Source organism: Candidatus Hydrogenedentota bacterium (assembly GCA_012730045.1).
Classification (GTDB): Bacteria; Hydrogenedentota; Hydrogenedentia; order Hydrogenedentales; family CAITNO01; genus JAAYBR01.
The window spans coordinates 1-24948 of record JAAYBR010000111.1 but is presented as its reverse complement, the minus strand read 5'-3'; the positions used below and the strand labels follow the sequence as shown (position 1 = coordinate 24948).

The window sequence follows — 24948 nt, the reverse complement described above, 5'->3', positions numbered from 1 at the left end:
TTGAAACGCCTTATGCTGTCGGCCCGGGGGCCGGATCAGATGTCCAGGTTCTGCACTTCGGGGGCGTGCTTCTCGATGAAGTCCTTGCGCGGCTCCACCTGGTCCCCCATGAGCACGGTGAACAGGTCGTCCGCCACCGCCTCGTCCTCGGCGCTCACCTGGAGCAGCACGCGGGACGCGGGGTCCATGGTGGTCTCCTGAAGCTGGTCGGGGTTCATCTCGCCGAGGCCCTTGTAGCGCTGCACGTGCAGGCCCCTGCGGCCCAGGTCCATGAGAAACCCCCGCAGCTCCACGAGGTCGGAGGTCTCCAGCAGCACCCCCCCCGCCTTGTCCGTGTCCGCGCCGACGACGCAGTAGGGCGCGGAGCCGAGCTGGGTGATGGGCTCGCTCACCGTGAGGAGCGCGGAGAACTCGTGGCTCTTGAAGAAGGCGAGGTCCACCTGGTGTTTGCCGCGGATGAAATGGCTGCGGGGCTTCTTTCCGTTCCCGTTTCCGTTTCCGTTGGCCCCTTCAAGCTCCGTCTGCACCTCGTGGGTGTTGATGATCTCCAGGTCGGACCCGAAGATGTCCAGCAGCTCGGCCGGGGAAAGGTTCTCGGGGTGCAGATACTTGTCCCTCGGCAGGACGAGGGCCTTGACGAGGGCCTCGCGGGTGACGCCGAAGAGCCGGCGCACGCGCTGGATCATTCGGTCGCGCTCCATGGCGGCGCGCAGGGCGCGGAGAAGCTGTTTGCCCTCCACCGCCGGGCCGCCCGGATCCCCGTTGACCGTCACGCGGACGCTGTCGCTCAGCATCTCGAAAATGAACTCCTCGAACTCCGTCTCGGTGTTCACGTAGCGCGACTTCTTCCCCTTGCGGATGAGGTAGAGGGGCGGCTGGGCGATGTACAGGTGGCCGCGGTGGATGAGGCCGGGCATCTGGCGGAAGAAGAAGGTCAGGAGCAGGGTGCGGATGTGCGCCCCGTCCACGTCGGCATCCGTCATGATGATGATCTTGTGGTAGCGGAGCTTGGCCGCGTCGAAGTCGTCGCGGCCAAAGCCCGCGCCCAGACAGGTGATCAGCGAGCGGATCTCGTTGTTCCCCAGCATCTTGTCCTCGCGGGCGCGCTCCACGTTGAGCACTTTGCCCCGCAGCGGGAGCACCGCCTGGAAGCGCCGGTCGCGGCCCTGCTTGGCCGATCCGCCCGCGCTGTCGCCCTCGACGATGAACAGCTCGCACAGCGCCGGGTCGCGCTCGGAGCAGTCGGCCAGCTTGGCGGCCTGGCCCATGGAGTCCAGCGCGCCCTTGCGCCGGGTGAGGTCGCGGGCCTTGCGGGCCGCCTCGCGGGCCCTGGCCGCGTCAATGGACTTCTGGATGATGCGGTTGGCGACCTGGGGGTTCTCCTCGAAATAGGTCTGAAGCCCCTCGTACACCAGCGAGTTCACGATGCCCTGAACCTCGCTGTTGCCCAGCTTCATCTTGGTCTGCCCCTCGAACTGGGGGTTGCGCAGGCGCACGGAGATGATCGCCGTGAGCCCCTCGCGGGCGTCGTCGCCGGAGATGGCGTAGTCGTTCTTCTTGGAGGCCGGTGCCTTCTTCGCGTAGTCGTTCAGGCTCTTGGTGAGCGCCGCGCGGAACCCGCTCAGGTGCGTGCCGCCCTCGTGGGTGTTGATGTTGTTCGCGAAGCTGAACAGCGTCTCCGAGTAGGAGCTGCTGTACTGGAGCGCCACCTCGACCTCCAGGTCGTCCCGCGCCACCTCCAGATAGATAGGAGCGCGGTGGAGCGGTTCCTTGGCGCGGTTCAGGTACTTCACGTACTCCACAATCCCGCCCTTGTACTGCATCACCACGGGCTCGTCGTCCGTCCGCTCGTCCTCGAAGACGATCTTGATGCCCTTGTTCAGGAAGGCCAGCTCGCGCAGCCGCCCCAGCAGCGTCTCCGCGTTGTACACCAGGTCCTCGAAAATGTCCGCGTCCGGCAGGAAGGTCACCTTCGTGCCCGTGCTGCGCGTGCGGCCGCGCTGCTCGATCTTCCCCCGGGCCGCGCCCCGGTCGAACGCCAGAAACCACACCACCCCGTCCCGCTTCACCTCCACCTCAAGCCACTTGGACAGCGCGTTCACGCAGGACACGCCCACGCCGTGCAGACCGCCGGACACCTTGTAGGAGTTGTTGTCGAACTTGCCGCCCGCGTGCAGTATCGTCAGCACCACCTCCAAAGCCGTCTTGTTCTTGAACTTCGGGTCCCGGTGCATGTCCACCGGAATGCCCCGGCCGTTGTCCTCCACCGTGATGCTGTTGTCTATGTGCACCGTCACCGTGATCTGCGTGCAGTACCCCGCCAGCGCCTCGTCTATGCTGTTGTCCACCACCTCGTACACCAAGTGGTGAAGCCCCCGCGTGCTCGTGTCCCCGATGTACATGGCGGGCCGTTTCCGGACCGCCTGCAGCCCCTCAAGGACTTGGATGGAATCTGCGGTGTAACTATTTTGCGCCATTGTACTTACCTCTTGAAAGACCGCCTCCTGCACCCGGGACGGTTTGAACGCCGCCAGTATAGCAGAAACGGAAGGATGGCGCAAGCGAGAACCGCAATATTTTGCGCTATAGCGCAGTTTCAGCACTTGATGTTGTGTCTTGACAGAGTTTTCTCAAGCAGAGCATTCCTCGATAATCAAGAAATTCACTTGTGGGGCGACAGAGACGCGGAAAGGGGGCCTATTTTGCCCCCGCCGACACCTTGTAGGCGACTAGGGCGTCGCCATGGCGGATGTAGAGGTGTCCGTTGGCAATGGTGGGGTGGGCCCAGTGTTTGTCGTCGCCGCCGTCGGTCACGGTGAACTGGCCGGTGCGGACATATCCCGAAGGGTCGGCCTTGACCAGACTGACCACCCCCTTCTTGGGCCCCTCATAGACGTACAGCATGCCATCGGCGGCGACGGTGACGCCCAGGGTCACCTCGTCGGCGCTCCACAGGACGCTCCCTGTGCCCATTTCGAGGCAGACCAGCTTGCCGCCGCGCTTGTAGCCCGTGCCGTAGAGATGCCCGCCGACCGGAACCACCCCGTGGTGCAGGCAGTCCAGGGTCTTGTCCTCCCACTTCTGGGTGACCGTCGCGCCGTCGGGCGACAGTTCGAGCGCCGCGCCGCCGGTGCCGTCGCCCGCGACATAATAGAGCAGGCCGTTTTCGTAGACGGGGCTCACCCCGTGGATGTCCCAGGGGGCTTTCTGCTCCACCTGCCACAGCGGCGCGCCCGTGGCGGGGTCCGCGCCGACAATGAACCGCCCCGTGGCCGTGGTGAGGATGCGGCGGCCGTTGTGCGTGAAGACCATGGGGGAACAGTAGGCCGCCTTGTCCTGGGGCTCCTTCAGGGTCCACACCGTGTCACCGGTGTGCTTGTTGAGCGCGGCAACGACCGCCTCCGCGCCCCCGGGCGTGCAGATCACGTTGTCCCCGTCCAGCAGCACCGACTCCGCGTAGTGCCAGGTGGGCTTCTCGGCCTTGAACCGTTCGGTGACATCCACCTCCCACACCTTCGCCCCCGTGTCCGTGTCGAGGCACACCACCACGCCCAGACCGGTGAGGAGGTAAAGGCGGTTTCCCTCCAGGGTGGGCGTGGACCGCGATCCCGGCGCCTGCTGCTCGTCCGTCTCCGGGCCGTAGGGAATGGTCTTCTCCACCGCGCCGTCCGGCGTCAGCACGGTGACCACCCCCTCCATTGCCTCCGTCATCCCCGTGACATAGATTTTCCCGTTCAGCGTGGCCGCCGAGGAATACCCCCTGCCGATCCCCGTGGCGACCCATGCCTTTTCCGGGCCGCCCTCCGGCCATTCCTGCAACAGCCCCGACTCTGGAAACACCCCCGTCCGGTCCGGCCCCCGGAACTGCGGAGAATCCGCCGCAAACGCGGCCGCAGCGGCGGCGCAGAGGATCGCGGCAAGAAGGCAACGGCTGGTCTGCATCTGTCCAATCCCTTTCGGTTCTAAGCGTGTCCGGGATTATCCCAGAAACAGCCGCCGGGGGCAACCACGGAACACACCGAGCACACGGAAAAGATGAGGGGCTTCCTTCCGTGTGGTCTGTGTGGTCCGTGGTGGCAGGTTTTGGGTATGATTTTCGCGTCAGTGGACTTGTCGGTCAGGGAAGAGGACTGCTGCGGAAGGGAGGAATCATGGCGGAACTGCTTTTTCGCGAGGAGAGCTACAGGATACGCGGGGCGGTGTTTGAGGTGTACCGCGAGATGGGGTGCGGGTTCCTGGAGTCGGTGTATCAGGAGTGTCTGGAACGGGAGTTCCGGTTGCGGGATATCCCGGCGGTGGCCCAGCAGGAACTGGGCCTCCTTTACAAGGGGGAGCCGCTCGCCCAGACCTACCGCCCCGACTTCGTCTGTTTCGACTGTGTCATCGTCGAACTCAAGGCTGTCCGGGAAATCGCCGACGAGCACCGGGCCCAGCTCCACAACTACCTGAAGGCGTCCGGGCACCGGCTCGGGCTGCTCGTCAACTTTGGCCACCATCCGGGTGCCGAGATCGAGCGCATTGTGAAGTAAGGACGGCGGAACCAAGGAAAACGCGGAGCGCACGGAAAGACACCCCTATTCTTTTCCGTGTAATCCGTGTTTTCCGTGGTTCCGCCGTCTTGATTTGCCCCCCGCCGGGTCTGTATTCTGGTGCGGGCCGGGTGTGGTCGGCTGCGGCGCCCGTGTCCGGACGGCGTTTTTTCGCCCTTTTTCGCGGTCAACCTCTCACGGAAAGGATGCGCTCTCATGGCACCAAACCCCCTTCTTGGTCTCTTCTACCACTGGCTGGGCGGCCTCGCGTCGGCGAGCTTCTACATCCCCTACCGCAAGGTGCGGGTGTGGTCTTGGGAGACCTACTGGCTGGTGGGCGGCATCTTCTCGTGGCTTATCGCGCCGTTCATTCTGGCGAGCCTGCTCGTGCCGAACCCGCTGGGCGCGATCTTCAGCGCCCCCAGGGAGAACATCTTCTGGGCGTACTTCTTCGGGGCCATGTGGGGCCTGGGCGGGCTGACCTTCGGCCTGACCATGCGCTACCTCGGCATCGCCCTGGGCATGGCGATCGCCCTGGGCTACTGCGCCGCCTTCGGCACGCTGATGCCGCCGATCTTCAACGGGGAGTTCATGACGATCATCTCCCAGACGCCGGGGCAGTTCATTCTGCTGGGCGTGTTTGTCTGCCTGGCGGGCATCGCCATCAGCGGGGCGGCGGGCATGTCCAAGGAAAAAGAGATGCCCGAAGAGGAGAAGAAGGCGGTCATCAAGGAGTTCAACTTCACCAAGGGCATCCTCGTGGCGACCTTCTCCGGCGTCATGAGCGCCTCCATGTCCTACGGCATGGCGGCGGGGCGGCCCATCGCGGATATCGCGCTGACGCAGCTGACGGACGCGGGCCGCAGCGACCTCTGGCAGAACCTGCCGGTGCTGATCATCGTCCTTTGGGGCGGGCTGACGACCAATTTCCTGTGGTGCATGTACCTGAACTGGAAGAACCACAGCGGACATGAGTACTTCACCGCCACCGGCAAGACGGAGACCGGCGAGCCCACCCGCGTGCCGATGCTGTCCAACTACGTCTTCTCCGCCCTCGCGGGCGTGACGTGGTACCTGCAGTTCTTCTTCTACAGCATGGGCGAGACGAAGATGGGCGAGTACAAGTTTTCGAGCTGGACCCTGCACATGGCGTCCATCATCATCTTCAGCACGCTGTGGGGCGTGGCCCTGCGCGAGTGGCGCGGTGCCAGCAAACGCACGCAGGTGCTGGTGGCCCTGGGCCTCGCGGTGCTGGTCTTCTCCACCTTCATCGTCGGCTACGGCAACTACCTGAACACGCTGCCCGAATACGCGAAGGCCGCCGGGGACGCCGCGGCCGCCGCGCACTAGAACTGAAGAGACACAGACGCTTTCCCGTCCCCCCGCGCCGCCGCGGGGGGACGCGCCTTTTCCGGCCGCATCCGCCCGGACCCCGGGGAATGTTCTCCGGAGCCTTGTGGTATCATACCCGGGGCTTGGCGGCGAGAACTGCGAAAGGCGGACTGGTTGAAGCTGTTTCTGGCAAATGTCGGCTATCACACACGAGGATTCCCCCTGGTCACCCCGCCGATGGGGGTGATGTACCTCGCGGCCTACCTGCGCCGCGAGCTGTCCGTCGAGCCGATGATCGTCAACCAGCGTCTGGAGAACTGCCCCCCGGAGGAGGTCGTCCGCCGCGCGGTGGCGTTCGGCGCCGATGTGGTCGGCTTTTCCGCACTCACCACATCCGCACACGTTCTCCCAGAATCGGTCCGCCTTGCCCGCGCGTCGCTGCCCAACGCCCTGATTCTCGCAGGCGGCCCGCACGCCTCCGCCACCAAGGAGGCTTTGATGGCGGAGGCCGACGTGGACGTGGTGGTGCCCGGCGAGGGGGAGCTGGCCACCAAGGCGGTGCTTCAGGCATGGGCGGAGGGCGGCCGCGATTTCGGCGGCATTCCCGGCGTGATCTGGCGCGACGCGAAAGGGGAGGTCGTGGTGAATCCCGGGGCCGTGGAACAGGTGGAAGACCTCGACACGCTGCCCTTTCCCGCCTACGACCTGATTAATCTGCCGGCCTACTGGCGGGCACAGTCCATCGCCCCGGTGTTCCGCCGGCGCTACGCCTCGCTGGTAAGCAGCCGGGGCTGCCCCTACGGGTGCATCTGGTGCCACAAGATCTTCGGGAAATCCATCCGCGTGAATTCGCCGGAGCGCATAGTGGAGGAGATGACCCGCCTGTCCAAGACCTACGGAATAAACGACTTCGAGTTCCTGGACGACAATTTCAACTTCCACCCGCGACGCGTCATCGAGTTCTGCGGTCTGGTCGGGCAGTCCGCGTTGAAACCGCGCATCGCCTTCCCCAACGGCATCCGGGCCGACCTGCTGACGGACGAGATCGTTGACGCGCTGGTGCAGACCGGCATGTACCAATGCAGTTTTGCCATGGAGACCGCCTCCCCCCGCCTCCAGAAATACACCTGCAAGAACATGAATCTGGAGAAACTGATGGCGGCCGGGAGACGCACCACCTCCCAGCGGGTATACACCAACGTCTTCTGCATGCTGGGGTTCCCGACCGAGACGGAGGAGGAGCTGCGCCAGACAATCGCCTCCGCCTGCGCGTCCCCCTTCCACACAGCATCCTTCTACACGGTGACGCCGTTCCCCGGAACACCCCTGTACGATCTTGTGAAGAAGGAGCTGCCCGAGAAACTGGAGAAGCTTCGCTACGACAACACGGACATGTCGGGGATGCGCATCAATCTGACCAACCTGCCCGACGAGACGCTCTTCCTTTACCAGCGGCAAGCGATGCGGCAGTTCTACGCGAATCCGCGGCGGCTGGCGCGGCTCGCGCACAGCCATCCCCAGCCCTGGATGCTGCCCGCCTTTCTCCCCATTGTGCTGTACCGGGCGACCAAGGGACTTCTTCCGTCGCCCAGTGCGGAACCCAACGCCACGGATTGCCCCTCCCCTTCGGCGGAATCGCCTCCGCTCCACCCTCCTCCTGGACAAGAACCGTGAAGGTGCTGTTTGTCTCCTCCACCCCTTTTCTGATGGAGCCCCTGGGGGTGCTGATGCTCATCGCATCGTGCCGCCGCGCGGGACACGATGCCCGGCTCGCCATTCTGCGGCGCCACCGCGTGGGCCGCATCGCGGAGGCATTCCGTCCCGACGTGGTCGCCTACAGTGCGTCCACGGGCGATCTGGACCTCTTCACGAAGACCGACGAGGAGGTCTTGGCGGCGGCGAAATCCTGGCCAAAGCCGCCCTTCCGGGTGATGGGCGGGCCGCACCCCACCTTTTCCCCGAATGTGCTGGAGGAAATGGACCTTGACGCCGTCTGCCAGGGCGACGGCGACGAGGCGCTGCCCGATCTGCTGTCCCGGCTGGAGGCGGGCGCGGCCTTTGACGACATCCCCAACCTCGTGCCCCGCGGCGCGAAGGAGCCCGTGAAACGGGTGCTCTCGCATGATCTTGACCGGTTCCCCTTCCCCGAGCGGGCGGCATTCTACGAGGCCATGCCCTACTGCCGCACCTCGGGCCTGCGGTCCTTCATCACCGGGCGCGGCTGCCCCTACAACTGCTCGTACTGCTTCAACCACGCGTTTAACCGCATGTTCAAAGCCTGCGGCCCCGTGCTCAGGCGGCGGTCGGTGGACAACGTGCTGGACGAGATTGACCAGGTGCGCCGCGAGTTCCCCCCCCTGCGGCTGGTCCGCTTCGCCGACGACACCTTCGCCCACCGCGTGGACGACTGGCTGCTGGAGTTCGCGGAGAAGTACCCCCGCCGGATCGGCGTGCCCTTCTACTGCCTGATGCGGTCCAACACGCTCACCGAGGAGACGGCCCGCCTGCTGGCGGGGGCCGGGTGCCAGTCCATCGGCATGTCCGTCGAGTCGGGCGACGAGACCCTGCGCAACGTCGTGCTGCGGCGCAACCTCACGGACAAGCTGGTGCGGGAGTCCTTCGCCATCGCGGAGAAGTACAACATTAGGACCTACGCCTGCACTATGCTGGGCATCCCCGGCGGCACGCTGGAGGACGACTTCCACTCCCTCGACTTCGTCCGCCACCTCCGGCCCTCAGCCCCCCTCTTCACCCTGTGCACACCCTACACCGGCACCGACATCTGGCGCGAGTGCGTCAAGAACGGGTGGCTCCCGGAGTCCGGGGCGAACACCGTCCGCTTCAACGAAACCACGGAACTGTCCTGCTTCACCCCCCACGAGCGCAGGGTGCAGTTGCGCGCCTGCTATCTCGGCTCCCTGTACACCATGGCGCCGGGATGGGCCGCCCCCCTCGTCCGCGCGATGATCCGGGGCCCCTTCCCCATGGCCCTCGCCCGGTACCTGGGCCACACCTACACGGCCTACCGCATCTCCACGCGAATTTTCCCCCAGGCCATCCCGTGGACCCCCACGGCCTTCATCCGCATCGGCCTGGACTCCGTCCGCTTCCTGCTCTGACCGGCGGTCCCACAGGACCACGGCGGCGGCCACTTCTTTCGGAAGAACGGTGAACCAGGACACTGAGGCGGCACGGGCTTCCAGCCCGTGGTCTTGGGGCCGCATCCATGACCCGGTCACGGGCTGGAAGCCCGTGCCACCTCAGCGCCGCCCGGTTCTTACAGGACCACGGCGGCGGCGGCCCAGACGGCCGCCGCGGCGGCGAGGCCCGTCACCAGCGACCCCAGACTCTGGAGGCGGTAGCCCTGGTTCACCGTCATGCCGGAGAACTGGGTGACCACCCAGAAGAAGCTGTCGTTGGCGTGGGAGACCATCATGGACCCCGCGCCGATGGCGACCACCACGAGCGCGCGGGCCGTGGCGCCCTCGAGCCCCAGCGGGGCCAGCAGCGGCAGCATCAGCCCAGCCGTCGTGATCAGCGCCACGGTGGAGGAGCCCTGGGCGGTCTTCAGCGCCGCCGCGATCAGCACGGGCAGCAGGATGCCCACCCCCTCCCGCCCCTGGAGCGCCGATCCGATGACGTCGGCAATGCCGGAGTTCTGGAGCACCTTGCCGAAGGCGCCGCCCGCGCCGGTGATGACGATAATGATGGCCGCCGCCGTCATAGCCTCGCCCACCCAGCCGGTCGTGGACAGCATGGCGCGGTCGAACTTCGCCGGCAGCAGGAAGGAAAGAAAGGCCCCCAATAGCAGGGCCACCGCGGGCTGCCCGAGAAAGGAAAGCAGCACGGCGGCCTGCCCCCCGCCGAAGGGTCTCCCCGGAAGCTCCGCGAGGGAGCGCAGCACGATCAGCGCGAGGGGCAGCAGAATGGGCACCAGCGCCTTCGGCGCCGAGGGGGCCTGGGGGTCTTCCGGTGCCGGTGCGGCGTCGGCGGCCTCCGCCTCCTCCGCCAGCACCACCCTCCCGGCCACCTTCACGGCGAACAGCCACCCGGCCAGCGCCGCCACCAGCCCCACGCCCATCCCCCACAGAATCACCAGCCCCAGGTCCGCGCCCAGCACCCCCGCCGCACCCACGGGACCGGGGGTCGGCGGCACCATGGTGTGGGTGGCATAGAGCCCCATGGCCAGCGCCACGGCGCAGGCCGCCAGGGGCACCCCCGCCTTCCGCGACAGCGCCCGGCCCAGCGGGGAAAGCAGCACAAACCCGGAGTCGCAGAACACGGGGATGGAGACGACGTAGCCCACGGCGGCCATGGCCAGGGGGACGTTGCGCCGCCCGGTCACGCGCAGCGCCGCCGCCGCGATGCGGTAGGCCCCGCCGGACTTCTCCAGAAAGGTGCCGATGATGCAGCCCGCGAGAATCACGATGCCGATGTTGCCGATGGTGTCCCCGAAGCCCGTGTTCACCCACTTGACCACGTCCTTCAGCGGCATGCCCGCCGCGATCCCAAACCCAAACGCCGCCACCAGCAGCGCCAGAAAGGGGTGCAGTTTCAACTTCACCGTGGCCAGCACGATGAAGAGCACGGACACGACCAGCGACACGATCAGACCCATGGCGGCACCCTGCCCTTTCCCGGTTGCTTCCCGCGGGGCGCCGGCGCAACGCGCCACCGGAAGGCCCCGCAACCGCCCCCATTATTGCCGCGCGGCCCGCAACGTTCAAGCACGCGCATCGCGCAGCCCGTCACGCGGTCCACCGCGTCCACAATGTCCACCCCGTCCACAAGACCGCACAGGCAGAATCCCACCCACAAAAACAGCCGCCCAAAAAGAAGTGGGCGGTTCGGGAAAAAAGCCCGAACCGCCCTGATTATTTCTGGTAGCGGTGCACGGATTCGAACCGCGGACACGTGGATTATGATTCCACTGCTCTAACCAGCTGAGCTACACCGCCACTGTGCCTTTATGATACCAGATTTCCGCGCCGCGTGCAAACCCGGGCGCGGCCCCGGGGCTCATGGCAGCACGGTCACCGCGCCTAAAATGTTGACGCCGTGGCGGCCGCCGGGGGCCCACCAGGGCACGTCGCGGTTGGCCGCGCGGACCGCGTAGCGGGCGTCCTCCCGCAGGGTTTCCGCCGGGTCCGGCATCCACAATCCCACGAGGTACGCCCCCGGCGCGAGGTCCGGCGGCAGCACCGCCTCCCCCTTCGCCGTGTGGGTGAGCGGGGCGTAGTCCGGGTCGCCGGGGGCGAAGGGCTGCCAGGTGCACGGGTCGGCGTCCAGGGGCTGCGTCCACACCATCTGGTTCTGCGCGTTGATCAGCGCGACGAACACGGGACGCGGATTGATGAGCGTGCTGAACCCGCGGTTGACCAGCGACACCGATACCGGCAGCGGCGCGCCGGCGCGCGCGGTCTCCGGCCACGAGACCTCCCGCAACTCGATCCGGTAGCCCAGATGGTCGCGGAGGTACTCGAACTGCGTCCGGACGACGGGCCGGCCCTCCGCGTCCTCGAAGTAGCCGTCCGACACGGGCAGTTTCGCCTCCGCCGCGCGGGCGGGGTCCATGGGCGTCGTCATCCAGGTGTCAATCCCGAGGAGCGCCCCCTCCATGCCGGAGTAGCTGTGGGCGATGCTGAAACTGGAGTAGTGGTGCAGGCGCATCCGCTCCGCCGCCCGGAACCCGTCCACCCGCCCGTCAATGTCGTTCCAGAACAGTTCGCCGTCCACGGCGAGATACGGGCTCTCCGCCGTCATGTAGTCAAACTCCGGGTTGCCCGGGTTCGAGAAATGCGGCGGCTCAATCCAGGTCCCGCCGCAGGTGGCGCCCGCGAGGAATCCGTCGTTGTGGAAACCGATGCGGGCCGTCGGCGTCCCACCGAAGGCGCCCGCCGCGTCCAGTGCCGGCGTGTTTTCGCCCAGCGCCCAGCGTTTGTATTTCGGCACCCGCACCTGGGTCATCCGGTCCGCCGGAAGGACTTCCAGCAGTTTCTTCACGATGGCCGCGAGATGCGCGTGGTCCTTCTCCAGCCCGCGCGCCGAACTGTGCCATTCCCCCCACGCCCCGACAAAGCCCGCCTGAAGGACGAAGATGACGTCCGCGTTCTTCCGGATGAGCGGGGCGAGCTGGTCCAGATGCTTCAGGATGACGTCCACCGTCGGCCCCGCCTTCTCCTCCATGCTCTTCTCGTAGGCGAAGCGCAGCACCGCCTTCAGCCCCGCCGCGCGCAGGCCGTCGAAGCCGCGCTGGATGGCCGCCAGTTTCTCCAGGGAAATGTCCCCCTCCTGAAACCCGTCGAGGTAGCAGTACATCTGGGCGAGCGTGAGGCCGAAGGGCTCGTAATGCTGCGCGTCGAGCAGCCAGGTCGCGTCGGAGTACGCCTCCGGCAGCCGGCCCCGCAGGTGCGCGGCCAGCCGGTAGAACGACGACCCGTCCGGCTCGGCGAACACCGCCTCCGTCCGCCAGCCCCGCTCGGGGTTTCGCAGGCCGACCGTCCCGCCGGGGTCGTCGCGCCGGACGCCGTGGTACTGGACGGTTCTGACGGCCGGTTCCTCCGCCGCCGCACCGATACCCGCGAGAACCAGAAGCGCCGCAATGCACCGTTTCATGAAGCAAGCCCCTTTCCATTTTGGCCGGACCGCCGGGAAGGCCGCCGCCGTCACCGCGTTTTCCAGATCATCGTGCGGTCCCAGCCTGTTGGCGTCAGGGTAACCGAGGCGGTGTCGCGCATTCCACTGCCGGGGCAATCGCACGAAAATGCTTCCCGCGCAGCACCCGCTCGCGGCATGAACCTCCCCCGGGTCTGTGATTTGGTCTTTGTTGTCCCGACGGGACATCCGCATATGGCCCAACCCGCCGCCCATCCCCGCAGCCCCGGGTCCGCACAGCGCGCAGCGCCTTGGAGTGCGGTAGCTTGCTGCCGCCTTTCTTCGCGTGGGCTTGCCCGCGCGGGGGCCCACGAAAAACGACGGCGGCCGCGCGTTTCCCCCCACTGCAATTTCGGCTGCCCCGTTGGGGCATGATTCCTTCTGTCCGGGCAACCCAGGGCAGGCCTGGCCCTTCGGGCGGCGGCCTGCCCTGGGCTATATTCGGCAACGCTTTCAGCGTTGAAGAGGCCGCACAACGGGCAATTGCCAGACTCCATCCAGAAAGTGCCCAGGTATTCTAGTGCGATTGCCCTGATTCCACTGCCCTGTTCCGCCGCCGCGCCTGACCCCATCAATGCGGCATGGAAGCGGGCAGGGGTCGCGGGCCATCCCGCAGACGCTGGACCGCCTGATGCCGGAGGCCCACCGGTGCTGTTTGCAGACAGGTCCCTATGAAAAATGCCGGATTGTTTCTCTGGACATGCGGGGATCAGGGGTTTATCATGGGTCTGGTTGGGCGGTTGTCGCGGAAGGTCCGCGAGGCAGCCGCAGGTTTAGCCGCAAGGCAAAGAAAAGGAGAGGAGAAGAACATGTGCCGTGTGTTTTTGAAATCGCTGTTTGTTGTCACCCTTTTGTCGCTGGCCGCCGCGACGCCGGACGCCCGGGCGCAGTTGAACCTGGGCGGCGCGCTGGACAAGGCCAAGGGCGCGGTGGAGGCGGCCGTGCAGCCGTCCTCCGGCGCGACGGTCCCCTCGGGCGCGGTGGAGGTGTTTAAGAAGGTGGACCAGAACCTGGACAAGGCGGAAAACGTGATGGGGGACGGCGGCGCGAACTACGACAACGACTACCGCGCCAAGGAGGCCGCCGCCCGGGTGGCCGAGGCGAAGGAGGGCATGGAGACCGCCCAGCGCCGCTACGGATCGAAGATGGGGGCGGACCATCCCGAGTTTGTCTCGCGCCTTGACCGCATTTCGGCGCTGGAGCCGAAAATCGCGGCGTTCCAGGGCTCCATGAACGCGGCGACGCAGCAGGAAAAGGACGCGCGGGGCGCGGCGCAGGCGGAGGAGGCGGCGCAGGAAACGGCGCGCCAGGAGAAGAACGCGTCCGCCATGGAGGCGCGCCAGGCGGAGAACGCCCGGCTCCGGGAGGAGGCGGAGAAGGGCAAGGTCGGCGACGGAACAATTGTCTTCTCGAAATCGCCGATTGACCCCGCCAATCCGGCGGACCTCACCACCGAATTCCAGGCGGGCGACCACATCTACGGGCTGATCCTGCCGGGCAAGAGCTGGCGCGACCTCTATGGGGCCGGGGACAAGACCGAGCTCGGCGTCATGGTCGGCATGACTGCGGGCGACATGGACGACTACCAGTACATCACGCTGAAGAAGCCGCAGTACATTGACGCGAAGAGCCTTGCCCTGGAGATCGCGCCCGATCCGGCAAAAATGACCTCCTACAAGGATCCGGACATGCTCTTCGGCGAGGGCAAGGGCAACCGCAAAATCGGCCCCATCGCCTTCACATACGACCTTTCCCAGCTTGCCCCCGGAAAGCACACGGTGAAGTTCTACGTCCGAAACTACGGCGACCATCCCGCTGTGGGGGAATTGGTCATTGAGGGCGCGGATTTCAGCTTCTACGCGGACCTCCATGAGAAGGTGAAAGCCGCCCATGACTCCTCCGCCACCATGCCCCCCGCGGGCATGGTGAACAAGCAGCTCGAGTCGCAGATGCGGGCGCTGCTGGAGAACGCCGGGTGGACCAACATCCTGCGCATTGTCATCGTGGACAAGGACTGGTGGATTGAGGACGGCGGGGCCTCCCGCTATCTGAATGTCGCCGCCGCCGCAAAGGACGGCAGCGGGAAATGCCAGTGGTGCAACACCCAGTTCACCCAGCCGCGCCTCATTGACGGTTCCTGGGGAAAACTGGAACTGACCAAGACCGGCATCATGCGCGACATTGCGGAGGAAAACGTCAACAAGTGACGCGAAGGGCCGGTTGATTCTGAAGAACACCCCCGGCGGTCATGAACCGCCGGGGGTTTTCTTCTTTCGCCCTGCGATTGCCAGCCAGACCGCCAGCGCGGACACGCCCAGGAAGGCCGCCACCGTCACCGCGTCCACCAGCCCGTCGTCGAGGCGCCAGCCCGTGAGCGTCCGGATCAGGAAGGTGATGTACGAGCGCGGCAGGTCGGGGTGGCCCAAGCGGTAAAGCACGTTCCAGTGCCAGTCGGTGCAGAAGCAGTAGCCGAACCCGCGCGTGATTCCGAATCCAAACCACGAAAGCGCCGTCAGCCCGATTGCCGCGAGATGGACCCTCCGCGCCTTTGGCCAGACCCACCCGAACAGCACGAACAGGATGAACGCCGTGTGGAACACGAGGAAGAAGATATTTAAAAAGGGGTCCATGCCCCCTCAGCGGGGCGTGTCCTGCGCCGTCACGGGGCAGGCGACGCGGAAGCCGACGTCGAACACCTTCTGCCAGGGCGGATACTGCCGCCGCGCGGCGCTGCGGGCGTCTTTCGGGCGGTCATAGAACGACCCGCCGCGCGCGACGCGCGGGCCGTCGGCGTCCAGGGCGTTGCGCCCGTCGTCGCGCCAGGGGTAGGCCCGCCAGAGGCTGCGGGTCCATTCGGCGGCGTTGCCGTGCATGTCTTGGAGCCCCCACGGGTTAGCGGCGAAGGCGCCGACCGGGGCGGTGACGCGGTGGCCGTCGTCCACCGTGTCCACGGCGGGCCGCCACGGGTGGATCGCGCCGGAGGGCAGCTTCCAGGGGTCGAAGGTGTCCACCCGGGCCAGCGAGGCATCGGCGAGGTTGGCCTTCCCGGCGAAGTCGTCGCGGACGCCGCCGTACCACAGGGGCGTCTCCGTGCCCGCGCGGCAGGCGTGCTCCCACTGCGCCTCGTCGGGCAGGGTGAAGGGTTCGCCGGTGGTCTCCGCGAGCCACGCGCAGAAGGCCGCCGCCTCGCTCCAGGACACCCGGACGACCGGCTGCTCCGGCCCGTTCACAGGGTAGCCGCGCTCCTCCACGCTGAACTGGAGGAAGTCGCCGCTTTCGAGCCGGCTGTCATGGGAGGGGTCGAAGCGCGCGTACTGCGCGTTGGTGACCTCGGTTGTCCCCATCCAGAAGGAATCGTTCAAGGTGGCTTCGCACACCGGTGCCTCGTCGGCAAGCCCCAACCCGTCGCCTTCCGCGCCCATGCGCACGGTGCCCGCGGGCACCAGCACCAGCCGCAGCGTCACGCCGCCGCCCAGGTCCACGGTGCGTGTGGTGCCCGGCGCGGGGGCTGCCTCCAGCGACAGCGGGGGCGGCGCGGCGGCCTCTCCGGCGGGCGGCGGCGTCTCGGGAGGCACGTCCGCCGACTCCTTCTGGAATGCGGGCACGGGTGTCGCGTCTTCCGGGTCAATGGAAGCGGTGCTCGGCGCGTATTTCGCCGCCAGGGCCATGCGGCGCTCCCGCTGGTTCGCCACCTTGTCCACGCCGACAATCTCGCCCCAGGTGCCGTGGGCGGGCGTGTTCAGGTCTATCCAGGTGAGGATGCGGTCCCAGGACTCGGCGTCCAGCACGACATCCTGGTGCCCCGCGCGCAGGTGCCGCACGAGTTCGGTCGTGCCCGCGTGGTAGTCCAGCGGCGTGAGCAGGTGCGTGTCGCTTTCCATGGACGGCCCGCGCACATAACGCCGCAGGGCGAGGTAGGACGGCGGGAAGTGCGACCCGTTGTTGTAGGCGGCGTCCCCGGCGCTGGTGTGAACGTCCGGCCGGTCGGTGAAGTCGGGTTTGTCGTCCTCGGACCCGTCGTGGCACCCGGTGCAGTAGCGGTCGAGCACCGGCTGCACCTCGCGGCGGAAGGAGAAGCCCCGCTCGGGGCCGTGCCACGGCGCGATGTCCGACGGCGCGCGGCGCGCGGCCAGCGTGGCAATGGCCGGCGGCGCGGTGTTCTGCCTCTCGTGGCACCCCACGCAGGAAAGGGTCTCGCCGGGCATGGCGGTCATCCAGCTCCGCATAAGCTGGAGGGCCTGCCCCTTCTCGTCCAGCGGCTGCACCGACACCGGCGTGTTCGCGGGCACGCGGAAGTACGCGGACCCGTCGGGCTCCACGGGCACGGTGCCCATGACCCGCTTGATGTCCCACGGCCCGTCCAGCCCGACGCGGTTGACCTGCCCGCCGACGCCGTGGTACGCGAAGTGGTAGGTGAAGAGGCGGAGCTGTTTGACCGTGCCGCGCGGCACACCCTTCAGCCCCGGTCCGGTGTACACGTCGCTCATGTACACCACCGCGTCGTCCCGCGCCGGGTCCACGCGGTCCGGCACCACCGGCGGCTTCGGCGCCGCGCGCAGGGGCAGCGGCTCCAGCAGGGCGTTGTCCGGCAGCTCCTTCAGGAGCGTCATGTTGTCAAACACGTCCACCAGGTACACGCCCCACAGCGACGCGGGGTCCGGCTGGGCGGCGGCGATGAAGTACTTTTCGCTCAGGGGGTACGGGTGCAGGAACTTCGGCCAGGACGCGCCGACCAGCCCGTCCAGAATCACGGGGTCTACTTTCTTCCCGCGCCCGGGGATGCGCTGGACCACGCCGTCGGCCTCGAAGCGCTCCTTCGCGGGGTCGAACAGCACCAGCTCGCCCATGCGCGGCACGTCATGGTGCCCGCCGACCACGGCGGCGACCATCGTGGGGTGGCCCGGCACGGGCCGCGCGTAGAACATGGCGTTGGGCCAGTAGGAGTTGCTGCCGTAGTACTCCATCTGCCCCGTGCCGTCGGGGTTCATGTGGAACAGGATGCGCGACACAAAGTGGGGGATGTCCGAGTACTCCCAGCGCAGGTAGAGCACCCGGCCGTTGTTGAGCAGCGTCGGGCACCAGTCGTGGTCCTGCTCGAAGGTCAGCCGCCGGATCGCGCCCGTCGGCGGGTCGTAGCGGTAGATGTTGGACACGTGGGACGACCCGGTGACGCAGGGCACGCCGACGAACGGCGCGGTGGACGTGAAGAGCAGCGCGCCGTCGGGCAGGTAGCACGCGTCGTAGTTGTCCACATCGGGCTCCGTGACCAGCGGCAGCTCGCGCGGCGTCCGGTCCGCGAGGGCCATCTCGTGGATCTGCCAGCGGCCGTTGGCCCCCGGCATGGAGAAGAGCAGGCGGTCGGCGTCGAAGTGCAGGTCCACATCGCCGACGAACACATCCTTTTCCGGGCGGTACAGCGGCGCGAGGCCCCCGTCGTCCAGCGGCGACAGGAGCATCAGCTCGTTGTCGAAACCGGACATCGGCAGGGTGGAGTTGCTCTCCCAGTTCTGCGGCAGGCCGAGCTGATTGTGCGAGCGCCGGATGAGCAGGAGGGTGTCGAAGTCCAGCAGCGGGTTGGCCAGCAGGGCGCGGCGCGCCAGGGCCTCCCACCGGGCCAGCCGTTCGGCGGCCTCCTTGTTTCCCGAGGCGGCCTTCTCCCGCAGGGCGGGGGCCTCCGCGCGGGCGCGTTCCAGTTCCGCGCGGTCTTCCCCGGTGACGGGATACTTCCCGCCTTGGGTGGCTTGCAGGTCGTCCACGGCAAGGCACACGGCCTCGAAATCCACCCCCGGCGCACGCTCCGCGGCGGCGCGGGACATTCCCCCGCCCGCCAGCAGCAGGGCCAGCGCGGCGGCGAACAGGCGCGCCGTCCGCCCGGACAGGGCGGGGTGGGTCATTCGGGGTCCCCGAGGGCGACGGCGTCGGCGCGGATGCGGGCGACGTCCGCCGGGTCCAGCGTGAGGGCGCCCGCGGCGGCGTTCTGCGCGGCCTGGGCCTCCGTGCGCGCGCCGCAGAGCACATGCGACACACCGCGCTGGGCGGCGGTCCAGGCGAGGACGAGCTGCGCCGGGGAGCAGGCGTATTTCTCCGTGAGACCCTTCCAGCCGTCGAGCATGGCCAGCACCTTCGGGCGGTTGGACAGCTTGAACCACGGGTTCCACGCCTCGTTGTTGCGGAACTCGTCCGGGTCGAAGACCCGGTCCATGCCGACCTTGCCCGTGAGCAGGCCCTGCTCCAGGGACATGTAGGTGAGAGTGCCGATATTGTTGTCGGCGCAATAGGGCAGGATGTCCGCCTCCGGCGCGCGGAAGAGCAGGCTGTAGCGGAACTGGTCGGACGCGACGGGGCCGCAGGCCCGGTGCCGGGCGAGCTGCTCCACGCTGACGTTGGACACGCCGATGGCGCGGATCTTTCCCTGCTCCTTCAGTTTCAGGAGAAAAGCCATCGTGTCCTCGATGGGCGTCAGGTCCGGCTCCTTCGCGGGCCAGTGCGGCTGGTAGAGGTCAATGTGGTCCGTGCCCAGGCGGCGCAGGCTGTTCTCGATCTCCACGGCCATCGTTTCGGGGCGCAGGCAGACGTAGGTGTCGCGGTTGTCCAGGGTGGCATGGAACGACCCGCGCTTGTCCTCCCACCACATGCCGCACTTGGTGGCGAGCACCACCTGGTCGCGGCGGCCCCGGAGGGCCCTGCCGACGACCTCCTCGCTGCGGCCCCAGCCGTAGGCGGGCGCCGTGTCTATCAGCGTGATGCCGTGGTCCAGCGCGGCGTGGATCGCCCGCTCCGACTCCGCGTCGTCCGCGCCGTTCCACATCGCCCCGCCGCCGGTCACCCAGGTGCCCAGCCCCACGACCGACGCCTCAATCCCCGATTCGCCCAGCATTCGTTTCTGCATCGCATTGTCCTTTCGGTGTGATGACGTTCATTTGACCACACGCGGCGGGGAAGTTTCCACCGGCGGACATCCGCCGGGCTGTCGGACCCGTCGGACAAGTCGGACCGGTCAGGCCAAGCCATCCGACGGACCCGTCCGATCCGACCGATCGGTCCGATCTTCCCCGCCCCCCGTCACTTCGCCGCGGGCCGCCCCCAGACCTCCACCTCGACGTAGTGGTTCATCTCGTCGTTCGTGTTGCCGTTGCTGTGAAGGCGGACATACCGCGCCTTGAGGCCCTTCGGGTCGAGCAGGCGGCCCCGGGCGTTCTCGATGTACTCCTTGTCCGGGCCCTCGCCCAGGCCGGAGGAGTTGTCCACGTCGTTGTTGTACAGCGTCGTCACGCCGGTCTTGAACTCAGGGTCGTTGGACGCCTGCACGATGATGTCGAAGTACACCCGCTTCTCCGCGTGGAAATGCCAGTACAGGACCGCGTACAGCTCGTGCTCCGCCCCCAGGTCCACCTGCACCCACTGAGGGCCCGCCTCCAGCTCGACCAAAGCGCTGGACGCGTAGTTCTTCACTCCGTCCGTGACCATCTTCAGGTCGCCCATCGCCGGCGCCGCGCTCGCGGTCACCGGCTTGCCCTTGGAGACCAGGGTGGTCCCCTTCGGCGCCATAAACGGCGGCCGGTCCCGGAAATCCTCCTTCTCCAGGATGTCGCTGCTGTACGGCAGCGGCGTGCCGCCGAAGGCCGCCTCCGGCAGCTCAAACTTCAGCTCCTCCTTCGCCCCGTCGTCCGCCGCCCCCGCCCACGGCGCGCACAGCACCGCAAACGCCACAGTCAGTGCCATCCCCGTCCCGCATGTCCAACGGTTCATCCTGCTTCCTCCTTGGCGGCCACCCGCCGGTTTGGCGCGCCCGCGCCCCGTGTCTTCCCGCGCGGAACCTTTCACGCTCCGCGCCACTTGTTCTTCTCCTCGAAATCATCCCTCGCGGAGATGGTTGAGGGGGCTTCTTGTGCTATAAGGGCAGGCCGCCGAAAAATGGCTCCGGCAGCTCAAACTTTAACTCCTCCAGCGTCTCTTCGTTCTCCGCCCCTGGTTCCGCCCCCTCTCCCTCTCCAGTCTTCTTCATGGGCCGTCCCCACACCTCGATCTCAACGTAGTGGTTGTTCTCATTCAGCACGTTTCCGTTGCTGTAGAAGCGCAGGTATCTGGCTTTGTGCCCCTTTGGCTCGAACAGGCGGCCTTTGTTGTTCTCGACGTAGCGATAGTCCTGCCCGCTTCCGAAACCCGCATGGTTTTCCAGATCGCTGTTGTACAGGAAGGTGACATCTTCCTTGAAGTCCGGGGTGTTGCATGCCTGGACAACAACACTGAAATACACCGTCTTTCCCTTGTGGAAATGCCAGAGAAGGATGGCATACAGCTCGTGGGGCGCGCCCAGATCCACCTGCACCCACTGCACCCCCGGCCCGAGGGTCACCAGACTGCCCTCGTCATAGCGTTTGTCCCCGTCCGTGACCATCTTCAGGTCGCCGGACAGAGGGGCCGAACTTGACGTGACCGGCTTTCCCCGGGAGATTACTGCAGTCCCCTTGGGCGCCAGGAATGGCGGACGATCCTTAAAGTCCTCCGTCTCAAAGTTCTCCGCCCCGTAATCAAATGGCGTCCCGCCGAAGAAAGGCTCCGGCAAGTCGAACTTCAACTCCTCCATGGGCTCTTCGTCTGCGGCCCAGGCGTGCGGCGCGCACAGCACCGCGAACGCCGCTGCCAGTGCCATCCCCATCCCGCATGCCCAACGCTTCACGCTGCTTCCTCCTGGGCGGCCACCCGCCGGTTTGGCCTTCTGAGGGGACATGGGCATCCTGCCCATGTCCTTCACGGGCTGGAAGCCCGTGCCACCTCGCCGTCGGCCCCACATGATGCCGGGGGAACATGTCCTGTCACGAACAGCCTGATACGGCCATTTTCCCGCATACTTTCTCCGGTCAGTCGTCCCAGCCATAGCCCTCGACGCGGGGCATGGGCTTGCCGGTGCGCTGGAGTTCGCGCAGTTCGCGGTAGCTGATTTTCTCGATGCCCTGCTGGACCATCCACTCGCGGGTGGCGGGGTCGCTGAAGAAGTCGGTGTCGGCGATGCGGCGGCGGGCGGAGCCGGTGGTGGCGAAGATTTCCGGCTCGTCTGCGGCGCAGTGGATGTAGAGCTCCGTCACCTGGCCGGGCTTGGCCTGGAGCATGCGGTCCTTCCACCACGCCTCGGTGGCCTCGATGCTGGGCGGGTCGTCCATGAACAGCTCGTCGGGGTGGAGCACGCCCATCTCGTCGGCCATGTCAATGAGATAGCCCGCGTTGAACTTGTCCATCATTTCGCGCCCGGCGATGCGCGCCGGGAGCTTGTAGGACGCGGCGATCTTGATGAAGAGCTCGTGGTAGCCGGGCGCATACTGCATGGCACCCATGTGGGAGTCAATATGGGTGACGTCCACCCCCGCCCGCAGGACGCGGTCCACTTGGGCGCGGATCTCCTTCTCCACCTCCTCCGGATTCCCGCTGAGATAGAGCTGGACCACGTCGGTGAAGAAATGGCCGTTCTCGTCGCAGAGGCTCGGCGCGCCGGACCAGCCGGTGACGGGACCCCATTTGTACACGCCCCACTCGCTGGTGAGGGTGGTGTGGACGCCGAGGTTCGCCTTAGGGTGGGCCCGCGCCATTTTCGCCGCCTCCAGGTACCAGGGGCAGGGGGCCATGATCGTCGCCGAGGTGATCCCGCCGGCCTTCAGCGCCTTCAGCGTGCCCACGTTCGTCGCGTGGTTCATGCCGAAGTCGTCCCCGTTGATGATGAGCACCCGGGCGTCCTTCGCAAACCCCAGCCGCTCCACCAGCGACGGCTTGTCCTGCGCCCCGGCCCATCCCGCCGCCAGCATCCCCACCGCGGCCATCCAACACACGCTCCTGAACACACGCATCGCGGATCTCCTTGATTGGCCGGCCCCCTCCGGGGCCGGATACGGTTCTACCCTAATGGACCCCGTCCGCGCCCCGGCGGTTTCCCCGCGCGGACGCGCCAAGGGTCACGCGCGGCGGTGGGGAAGCAGGAGGAGGAGCAGGAGGAGGGCGAACCCCGCCAGGCTGACGATGAGCCCGGTGAAGATCGAGAGGGGGCGGTACTCGAACACGACCTCGTGGGCGCCCTCGCCCAGGGGCACGCCCCGGAACAGGCCGTCCACGGGCACCAGCCGCCCGGGCGCGCCGTCCACCAGCACGCGCCACCCCGGGTAGAAGGCGTCGGCCAGCACGAGCACCCCGGGGCGGGTCTGCGCGACGCGCACGACCACCCGGTTGTTGCGCTCGGGCTGCACGATCTCCGCGGCGGCGGCGGGGCCGGCGTCCTTCTCGGGCAGCTCCTCGCCCTCGATCTGGGGGAGGCTGCCGGCGACAAGGGCTTCCGGGGAAAACGCCCCGACCTTTTTGCCCGCATAGATCATGCGGGCGCGCGGGCGCGCGGACAGGTCGCGCAGCAGGATGGCCCCGGAGGGGAACACCTCCTGGATGTTCAGTTCGGGGCGCAGACCCGCGTAGGGGCCCTGGACGTCCTGGCGGGTGAGCAGCAGCGCGCCGACGGCGCCGCGACGCATGACGGCCGGGTCCTTCTCGGCGGCGCCCATGAACGCGGCATGCCGCCGCAGGGCGACACCGGAGGATGCGTACACCTGGGGGACGCCGTGGACGGTCAGGGGCCATGCCCGGAGCGAGGGGGTGCCGCCAACGCGGGTGCCGGCCTCGCGCAGGGCCGCGATGAAGGTGGTCTCGGGATAGAGCGCCGCGGCGGGGGTGAAGTTCAGCCCCGGTCCCAGCGCCCACATGGAGCCAACCGCCGCCGCCAGGCCGAGGCCGTAGCCCAGCAGCCGCGCCGACGGGCGCACGGCGGTCGCGAGCAGGAGAACAAACACCACGCCCGCCGTCACCCCGGCCCCGGCCGCCACCACGCCGGGGCGGCCGCCCGACACGCTGACCGCGGCCGCGCCGCCGCCGATGAACAGCGCGCAGGCCCCCGTGAACCAGAGCAGGAACCGGCGGAACACGCCGCGGCACAGGGCCGCGTCCAGCAGCACCCACTCCTCCAGGGCCGCCACGGCAAGCAGCGCCCAGGCGAATCCCCACGGGAGCAGGAAATGCTCGGAGCGCGGCAGCGGCATGCCGTGGCCGGACTCCAGCAGGCGGCCGGCCAGCAGCGCGACCGCGCCAAACAGCAGCGAGGTGATCCAGAAGGTCTCGGTCCACCGGCGGCGCGCCCGCCCGGTGTGGCGGCGCACGGCGAACCACAACGCCGTCACCAGGGCGGGCACGCCGGCATGCAGGAACAGGGCCGCGCGCGGCGGGGTCCCCTCCGCGGCCGCCCGCCACGGGGCCAGCAGGAACGCCGCGATGTCGGCGGCGCGCAGGGCGCCGTGGGACGGGTTGAGCGAGGACACGCTCTCCCCCCGGTATTCCAGGTAGGGAAGCCATTGGACCGCCGCCAGCATGCCCGCCAGCAGCAGCGCCCCGGCCACGGCCAGATAGCCGCCCCAGACCCCCTCCAGGGTCCGCGTGCGCGCCGCCCGCACCGCGGGAACGGCGAGCAGGAACAGGGCCATCACGCCCAGGGTCTCGGGCGACCCGCCGAGGGCCGTCAGCGCGAGCATGCCGGCCAGGCCCACCCACGCGCGCGGGCGGCCCGCCAGCACGGCATGCCCCCAGAACACCGCCAGGGGAAACCAGGCCATGGCGTCGGCGACGGGTTCCGCCGCCAGCCCCAGCACGGGCGCGCTGGACTGGTAGGCCGCCGCCACCAGAAAGGCGAACGGCGGGGCGTACGCGAAACGCCGCGCGGCGACATAGGCCGCCCATCCCGCCACGAGCAGTTTCAGGAGGATGGACAGGGAGAAGGCCGCCGGAAGCGGCAGGGGCAGCGCGTAGAAAGGCAGGGAGAAGGGCGAAAACACACGGGTGCGCCACAACCCCAGAAACGGCGTGCCAAACCCCTCGGTGGGGTTCCACAGGGGAAGTTCCCGCGCCTGGGCGGCACGCCGCAACTGCGCGCACCAGGGGTAGTAGCGCTGAATGAGAAGGTCCTGCCCCGAAACGGCGGCCTTCGGCGCGTCGGCGGGGCGGGCCTCCTGCCACGGGGCGAGCTCCGTCAGGCCGTGCAGCGGCGCGGGCACCCCCTGCTGCCAGGGAAAGGGCCACACCATCCACAGCGCCAGCCCCGCCAGCAACAGCAGGCAGGCCCAGTTTTCCGCTCTTGACCGCGCCAACTTCATCACGGGATACGCATCCCCTCGTTCAAGGACACCCCACGGGACCGCCGCTGGAAAACACCCTCCGGCACGGCCCCGCGCGACCAGTTTGGCAGTATACCCAATGAGTCCCCCCGCGCGCACCTGCAACCCGGGGCGGGGCGGGTTCAAACCCGAAACGCAACACGGGCCTGGAGGAAGACTTCGGCGGGGGTTCGGTGGTTCAGGGTCTTCCTTGGCCGGCTGTTCAGTTCATCGACCGCCCGCTGAAGCTGTTCGGGGGT

The 24948-nt window shown here is 67.6% G+C and carries 15 protein-coding genes, 1 tRNA gene and 1 pseudogene; 5 read left to right on the top strand and 12 right to left on the bottom strand.

The window, feature by feature from the left end; translation table 11 throughout:
* Positions 1-35: 35 nt before the first annotated feature.
* Complete coding sequence (gene gyrB / locus GXY15_12575; GenBank protein ID NLV42044.1) at positions 36-2477, bottom strand: DNA topoisomerase (ATP-hydrolyzing) subunit B; 2442 nt, start codon at positions 2475-2477, stop codon at positions 36-38.
* 220 nt (positions 2478-2697) lie between these two features.
* Positions 2698-3942: a PQQ-binding-like beta-propeller repeat protein gene (locus GXY15_12570; protein NLV42043.1), complete on the bottom strand. Its 1245-nt coding sequence runs from the start codon at positions 3940-3942 to the stop codon at positions 2698-2700.
* 209 nt (positions 3943-4151) lie between these two features.
* Between GXY15_12570 and GXY15_12565 the strand changes: the two genes are divergently transcribed.
* The 4 genes from GXY15_12565 to GXY15_12550 all read left to right on the top strand — a co-directional run bounded on the left by GXY15_12565 (position 4152) and on the right by GXY15_12550 (position 8980).
* Positions 4152-4529, top strand: coding sequence for a GxxExxY protein (locus GXY15_12565; protein ID NLV42042.1), 378 nt, complete (start codon positions 4152-4154; stop codon positions 4527-4529).
* 216 nt (positions 4530-4745) lie between these two features.
* The gene (gene rhaT, locus GXY15_12560) at positions 4746-5879 is read left to right on the top strand and encodes an L-rhamnose/proton symporter RhaT (protein ID NLV42041.1); all 1134 of its coding nucleotides are present in this window, start codon (positions 4746-4748) and stop codon (positions 5877-5879) included.
* 156 nt (positions 5880-6035) lie between these two features.
* Positions 6036-7535: a B12-binding domain-containing radical SAM protein gene (locus GXY15_12555; protein NLV42040.1), complete on the top strand. Its 1500-nt coding sequence runs from the start codon at positions 6036-6038 to the stop codon at positions 7533-7535.
* Positions 7532-8980: a B12-binding domain-containing radical SAM protein gene (locus tag GXY15_12550; protein NLV42039.1), complete on the top strand. Its 1449-nt coding sequence runs from the start codon at positions 7532-7534 to the stop codon at positions 8978-8980. The genes GXY15_12555 and GXY15_12550 overlap by 4 nt, the downstream gene beginning before the upstream one ends.
* 158 nt (positions 8981-9138) lie before the next feature.
* Here GXY15_12550 and GXY15_12545 read toward each other — a convergent pair whose 3' ends face one another.
* From GXY15_12545 to GXY15_12535, 3 genes are all read right to left on the bottom strand, one after another.
* The gene (locus tag GXY15_12545; protein NLV42038.1) at positions 9139-10479 is read right to left on the bottom strand and encodes a GntP family permease; all 1341 of its coding nucleotides are present in this window, start codon (positions 10477-10479) and stop codon (positions 9139-9141) included.
* A gap of 263 nt (positions 10480-10742) precedes the next feature.
* Positions 10743-10819 (bottom strand) — tRNA-Met (locus GXY15_12540).
* Positions 10820-10880: 61 nt separating this feature from the next.
* Positions 10881-12476 carry a DUF4832 domain-containing protein gene (locus GXY15_12535; GenBank protein NLV42037.1) on the bottom strand — a complete coding sequence of 532 codons (1596 nt, stop codon included), beginning with the start codon at positions 12474-12476 and terminating at the stop codon, positions 10881-10883.
* Positions 12477-13324: 848 nt separating this feature from the next.
* Here GXY15_12535 and GXY15_12530 point away from each other — a divergent pair.
* The gene (locus GXY15_12530; GenBank protein NLV42036.1) at positions 13325-14722 is read left to right on the top strand and encodes a hypothetical protein; all 1398 of its coding nucleotides are present in this window, start codon (positions 13325-13327) and stop codon (positions 14720-14722) included.
* A 39-nt stretch (positions 14723-14761) separates the two neighbouring features.
* Here the strand turns inward: GXY15_12530 and GXY15_12525 are convergent, their stop codons facing one another.
* From GXY15_12525 to GXY15_12495, 7 genes and pseudogenes are all read right to left on the bottom strand, one after another.
* On the bottom strand, positions 14762-15145 hold the full coding sequence (locus tag GXY15_12525; GenBank protein NLV42035.1) for a DUF2784 domain-containing protein: 384 nt from the start codon (positions 15143-15145) through the stop codon (positions 14762-14764).
* A gap of 6 nt (positions 15146-15151) precedes the next feature.
* Entirely contained in the window at positions 15152-18409 is a 3258-nt protein-coding gene (locus tag GXY15_12520; protein NLV42034.1) for a formylglycine-generating enzyme family protein, read from the bottom strand.
* Positions 18406-19404, bottom strand: a complete 999-nt coding sequence (locus tag GXY15_12515; GenBank protein ID NLV42033.1) for an aldo/keto reductase — start codon at positions 19402-19404, stop codon at positions 18406-18408. Before GXY15_12515 ends, GXY15_12520 begins: the two co-directional genes overlap by 4 nt.
* A 173-nt stretch (positions 19405-19577) precedes the next feature.
* A complete protein-coding gene (locus GXY15_12510; GenBank protein NLV42032.1) occupies positions 19578-20264 on the bottom strand; it encodes a discoidin domain-containing protein in 687 nt (228 codons plus the stop codon).
* Positions 20265-20520: 256 nt separating this feature from the next.
* Positions 20521-21174: pseudogene (locus GXY15_12505) on the bottom strand (hypothetical protein).
* 202 nt (positions 21175-21376) lie between these two features.
* Entirely contained in the window at positions 21377-22354 is a 978-nt protein-coding gene (locus tag GXY15_12500) for a ChbG/HpnK family deacetylase (GenBank protein NLV42031.1), read from the bottom strand.
* A gap of 105 nt (positions 22355-22459) precedes the next feature.
* Complete coding sequence (locus GXY15_12495) at positions 22460-24691, bottom strand: YfhO family protein (GenBank protein ID NLV42030.1); 2232 nt, start codon at positions 24689-24691, stop codon at positions 22460-22462.
* Positions 24692-24948: the final 257 nt, after the last annotated feature.

Bases quoted from the DNA above. Each gene is read 5' to 3' on its own strand.
- GXY15_12535 (NLV42037.1), bottom strand. From the start codon at position 12,476: ATGAAACGGTGCATTGCGGCGCTTCTGGTTCTCGCGGGTATCGGTGCG.
- gyrB (NLV42044.1), bottom strand. From the start codon at position 2,477: ATGGCGCAAAATAGTTACACCGCAGATTCCATCCAAGTCCTTGAGGGG.
- GXY15_12500 (NLV42031.1), bottom strand. From the start codon at position 22,354: ATGCGTGTGTTCAGGAGCGTGTGTTGGATGGCCGCGGTGGGGATGCTG.
- GXY15_12570 (NLV42043.1), bottom strand. From the start codon at position 3,942: ATGCAGACCAGCCGTTGCCTTCTTGCCGCGATCCTCTGCGCCGCCGCT.
- GXY15_12515 (NLV42033.1), bottom strand. From the start codon at position 19,404: ATGCAGAAACGAATGCTGGGCGAATCGGGGATTGAGGCGTCGGTCGTG.
- GXY15_12510 (NLV42032.1), bottom strand. From the start codon at position 20,264: ATGAACCGTTGGACATGCGGGACGGGGATGGCACTGACTGTGGCGTTT.
- GXY15_12525 (NLV42035.1), bottom strand. From the start codon at position 15,145: ATGGACCCCTTTTTAAATATCTTCTTCCTCGTGTTCCACACGGCGTTC.
- GXY15_12545 (NLV42038.1), bottom strand. From the start codon at position 10,479: ATGGGTCTGATCGTGTCGCTGGTCGTGTCCGTGCTCTTCATCGTGCTG.
- GXY15_12530 (NLV42036.1), top strand. From the start codon at position 13,325: ATGTGCCGTGTGTTTTTGAAATCGCTGTTTGTTGTCACCCTTTTGTCG.
- rhaT (NLV42041.1), top strand. From the start codon at position 4,746: ATGGCACCAAACCCCCTTCTTGGTCTCTTCTACCACTGGCTGGGCGGC.
- GXY15_12565 (NLV42042.1), top strand. From the start codon at position 4,152: ATGGCGGAACTGCTTTTTCGCGAGGAGAGCTACAGGATACGCGGGGCG.
- GXY15_12520 (NLV42034.1), bottom strand. From the start codon at position 18,409: ATGACCCACCCCGCCCTGTCCGGGCGGACGGCGCGCCTGTTCGCCGCC.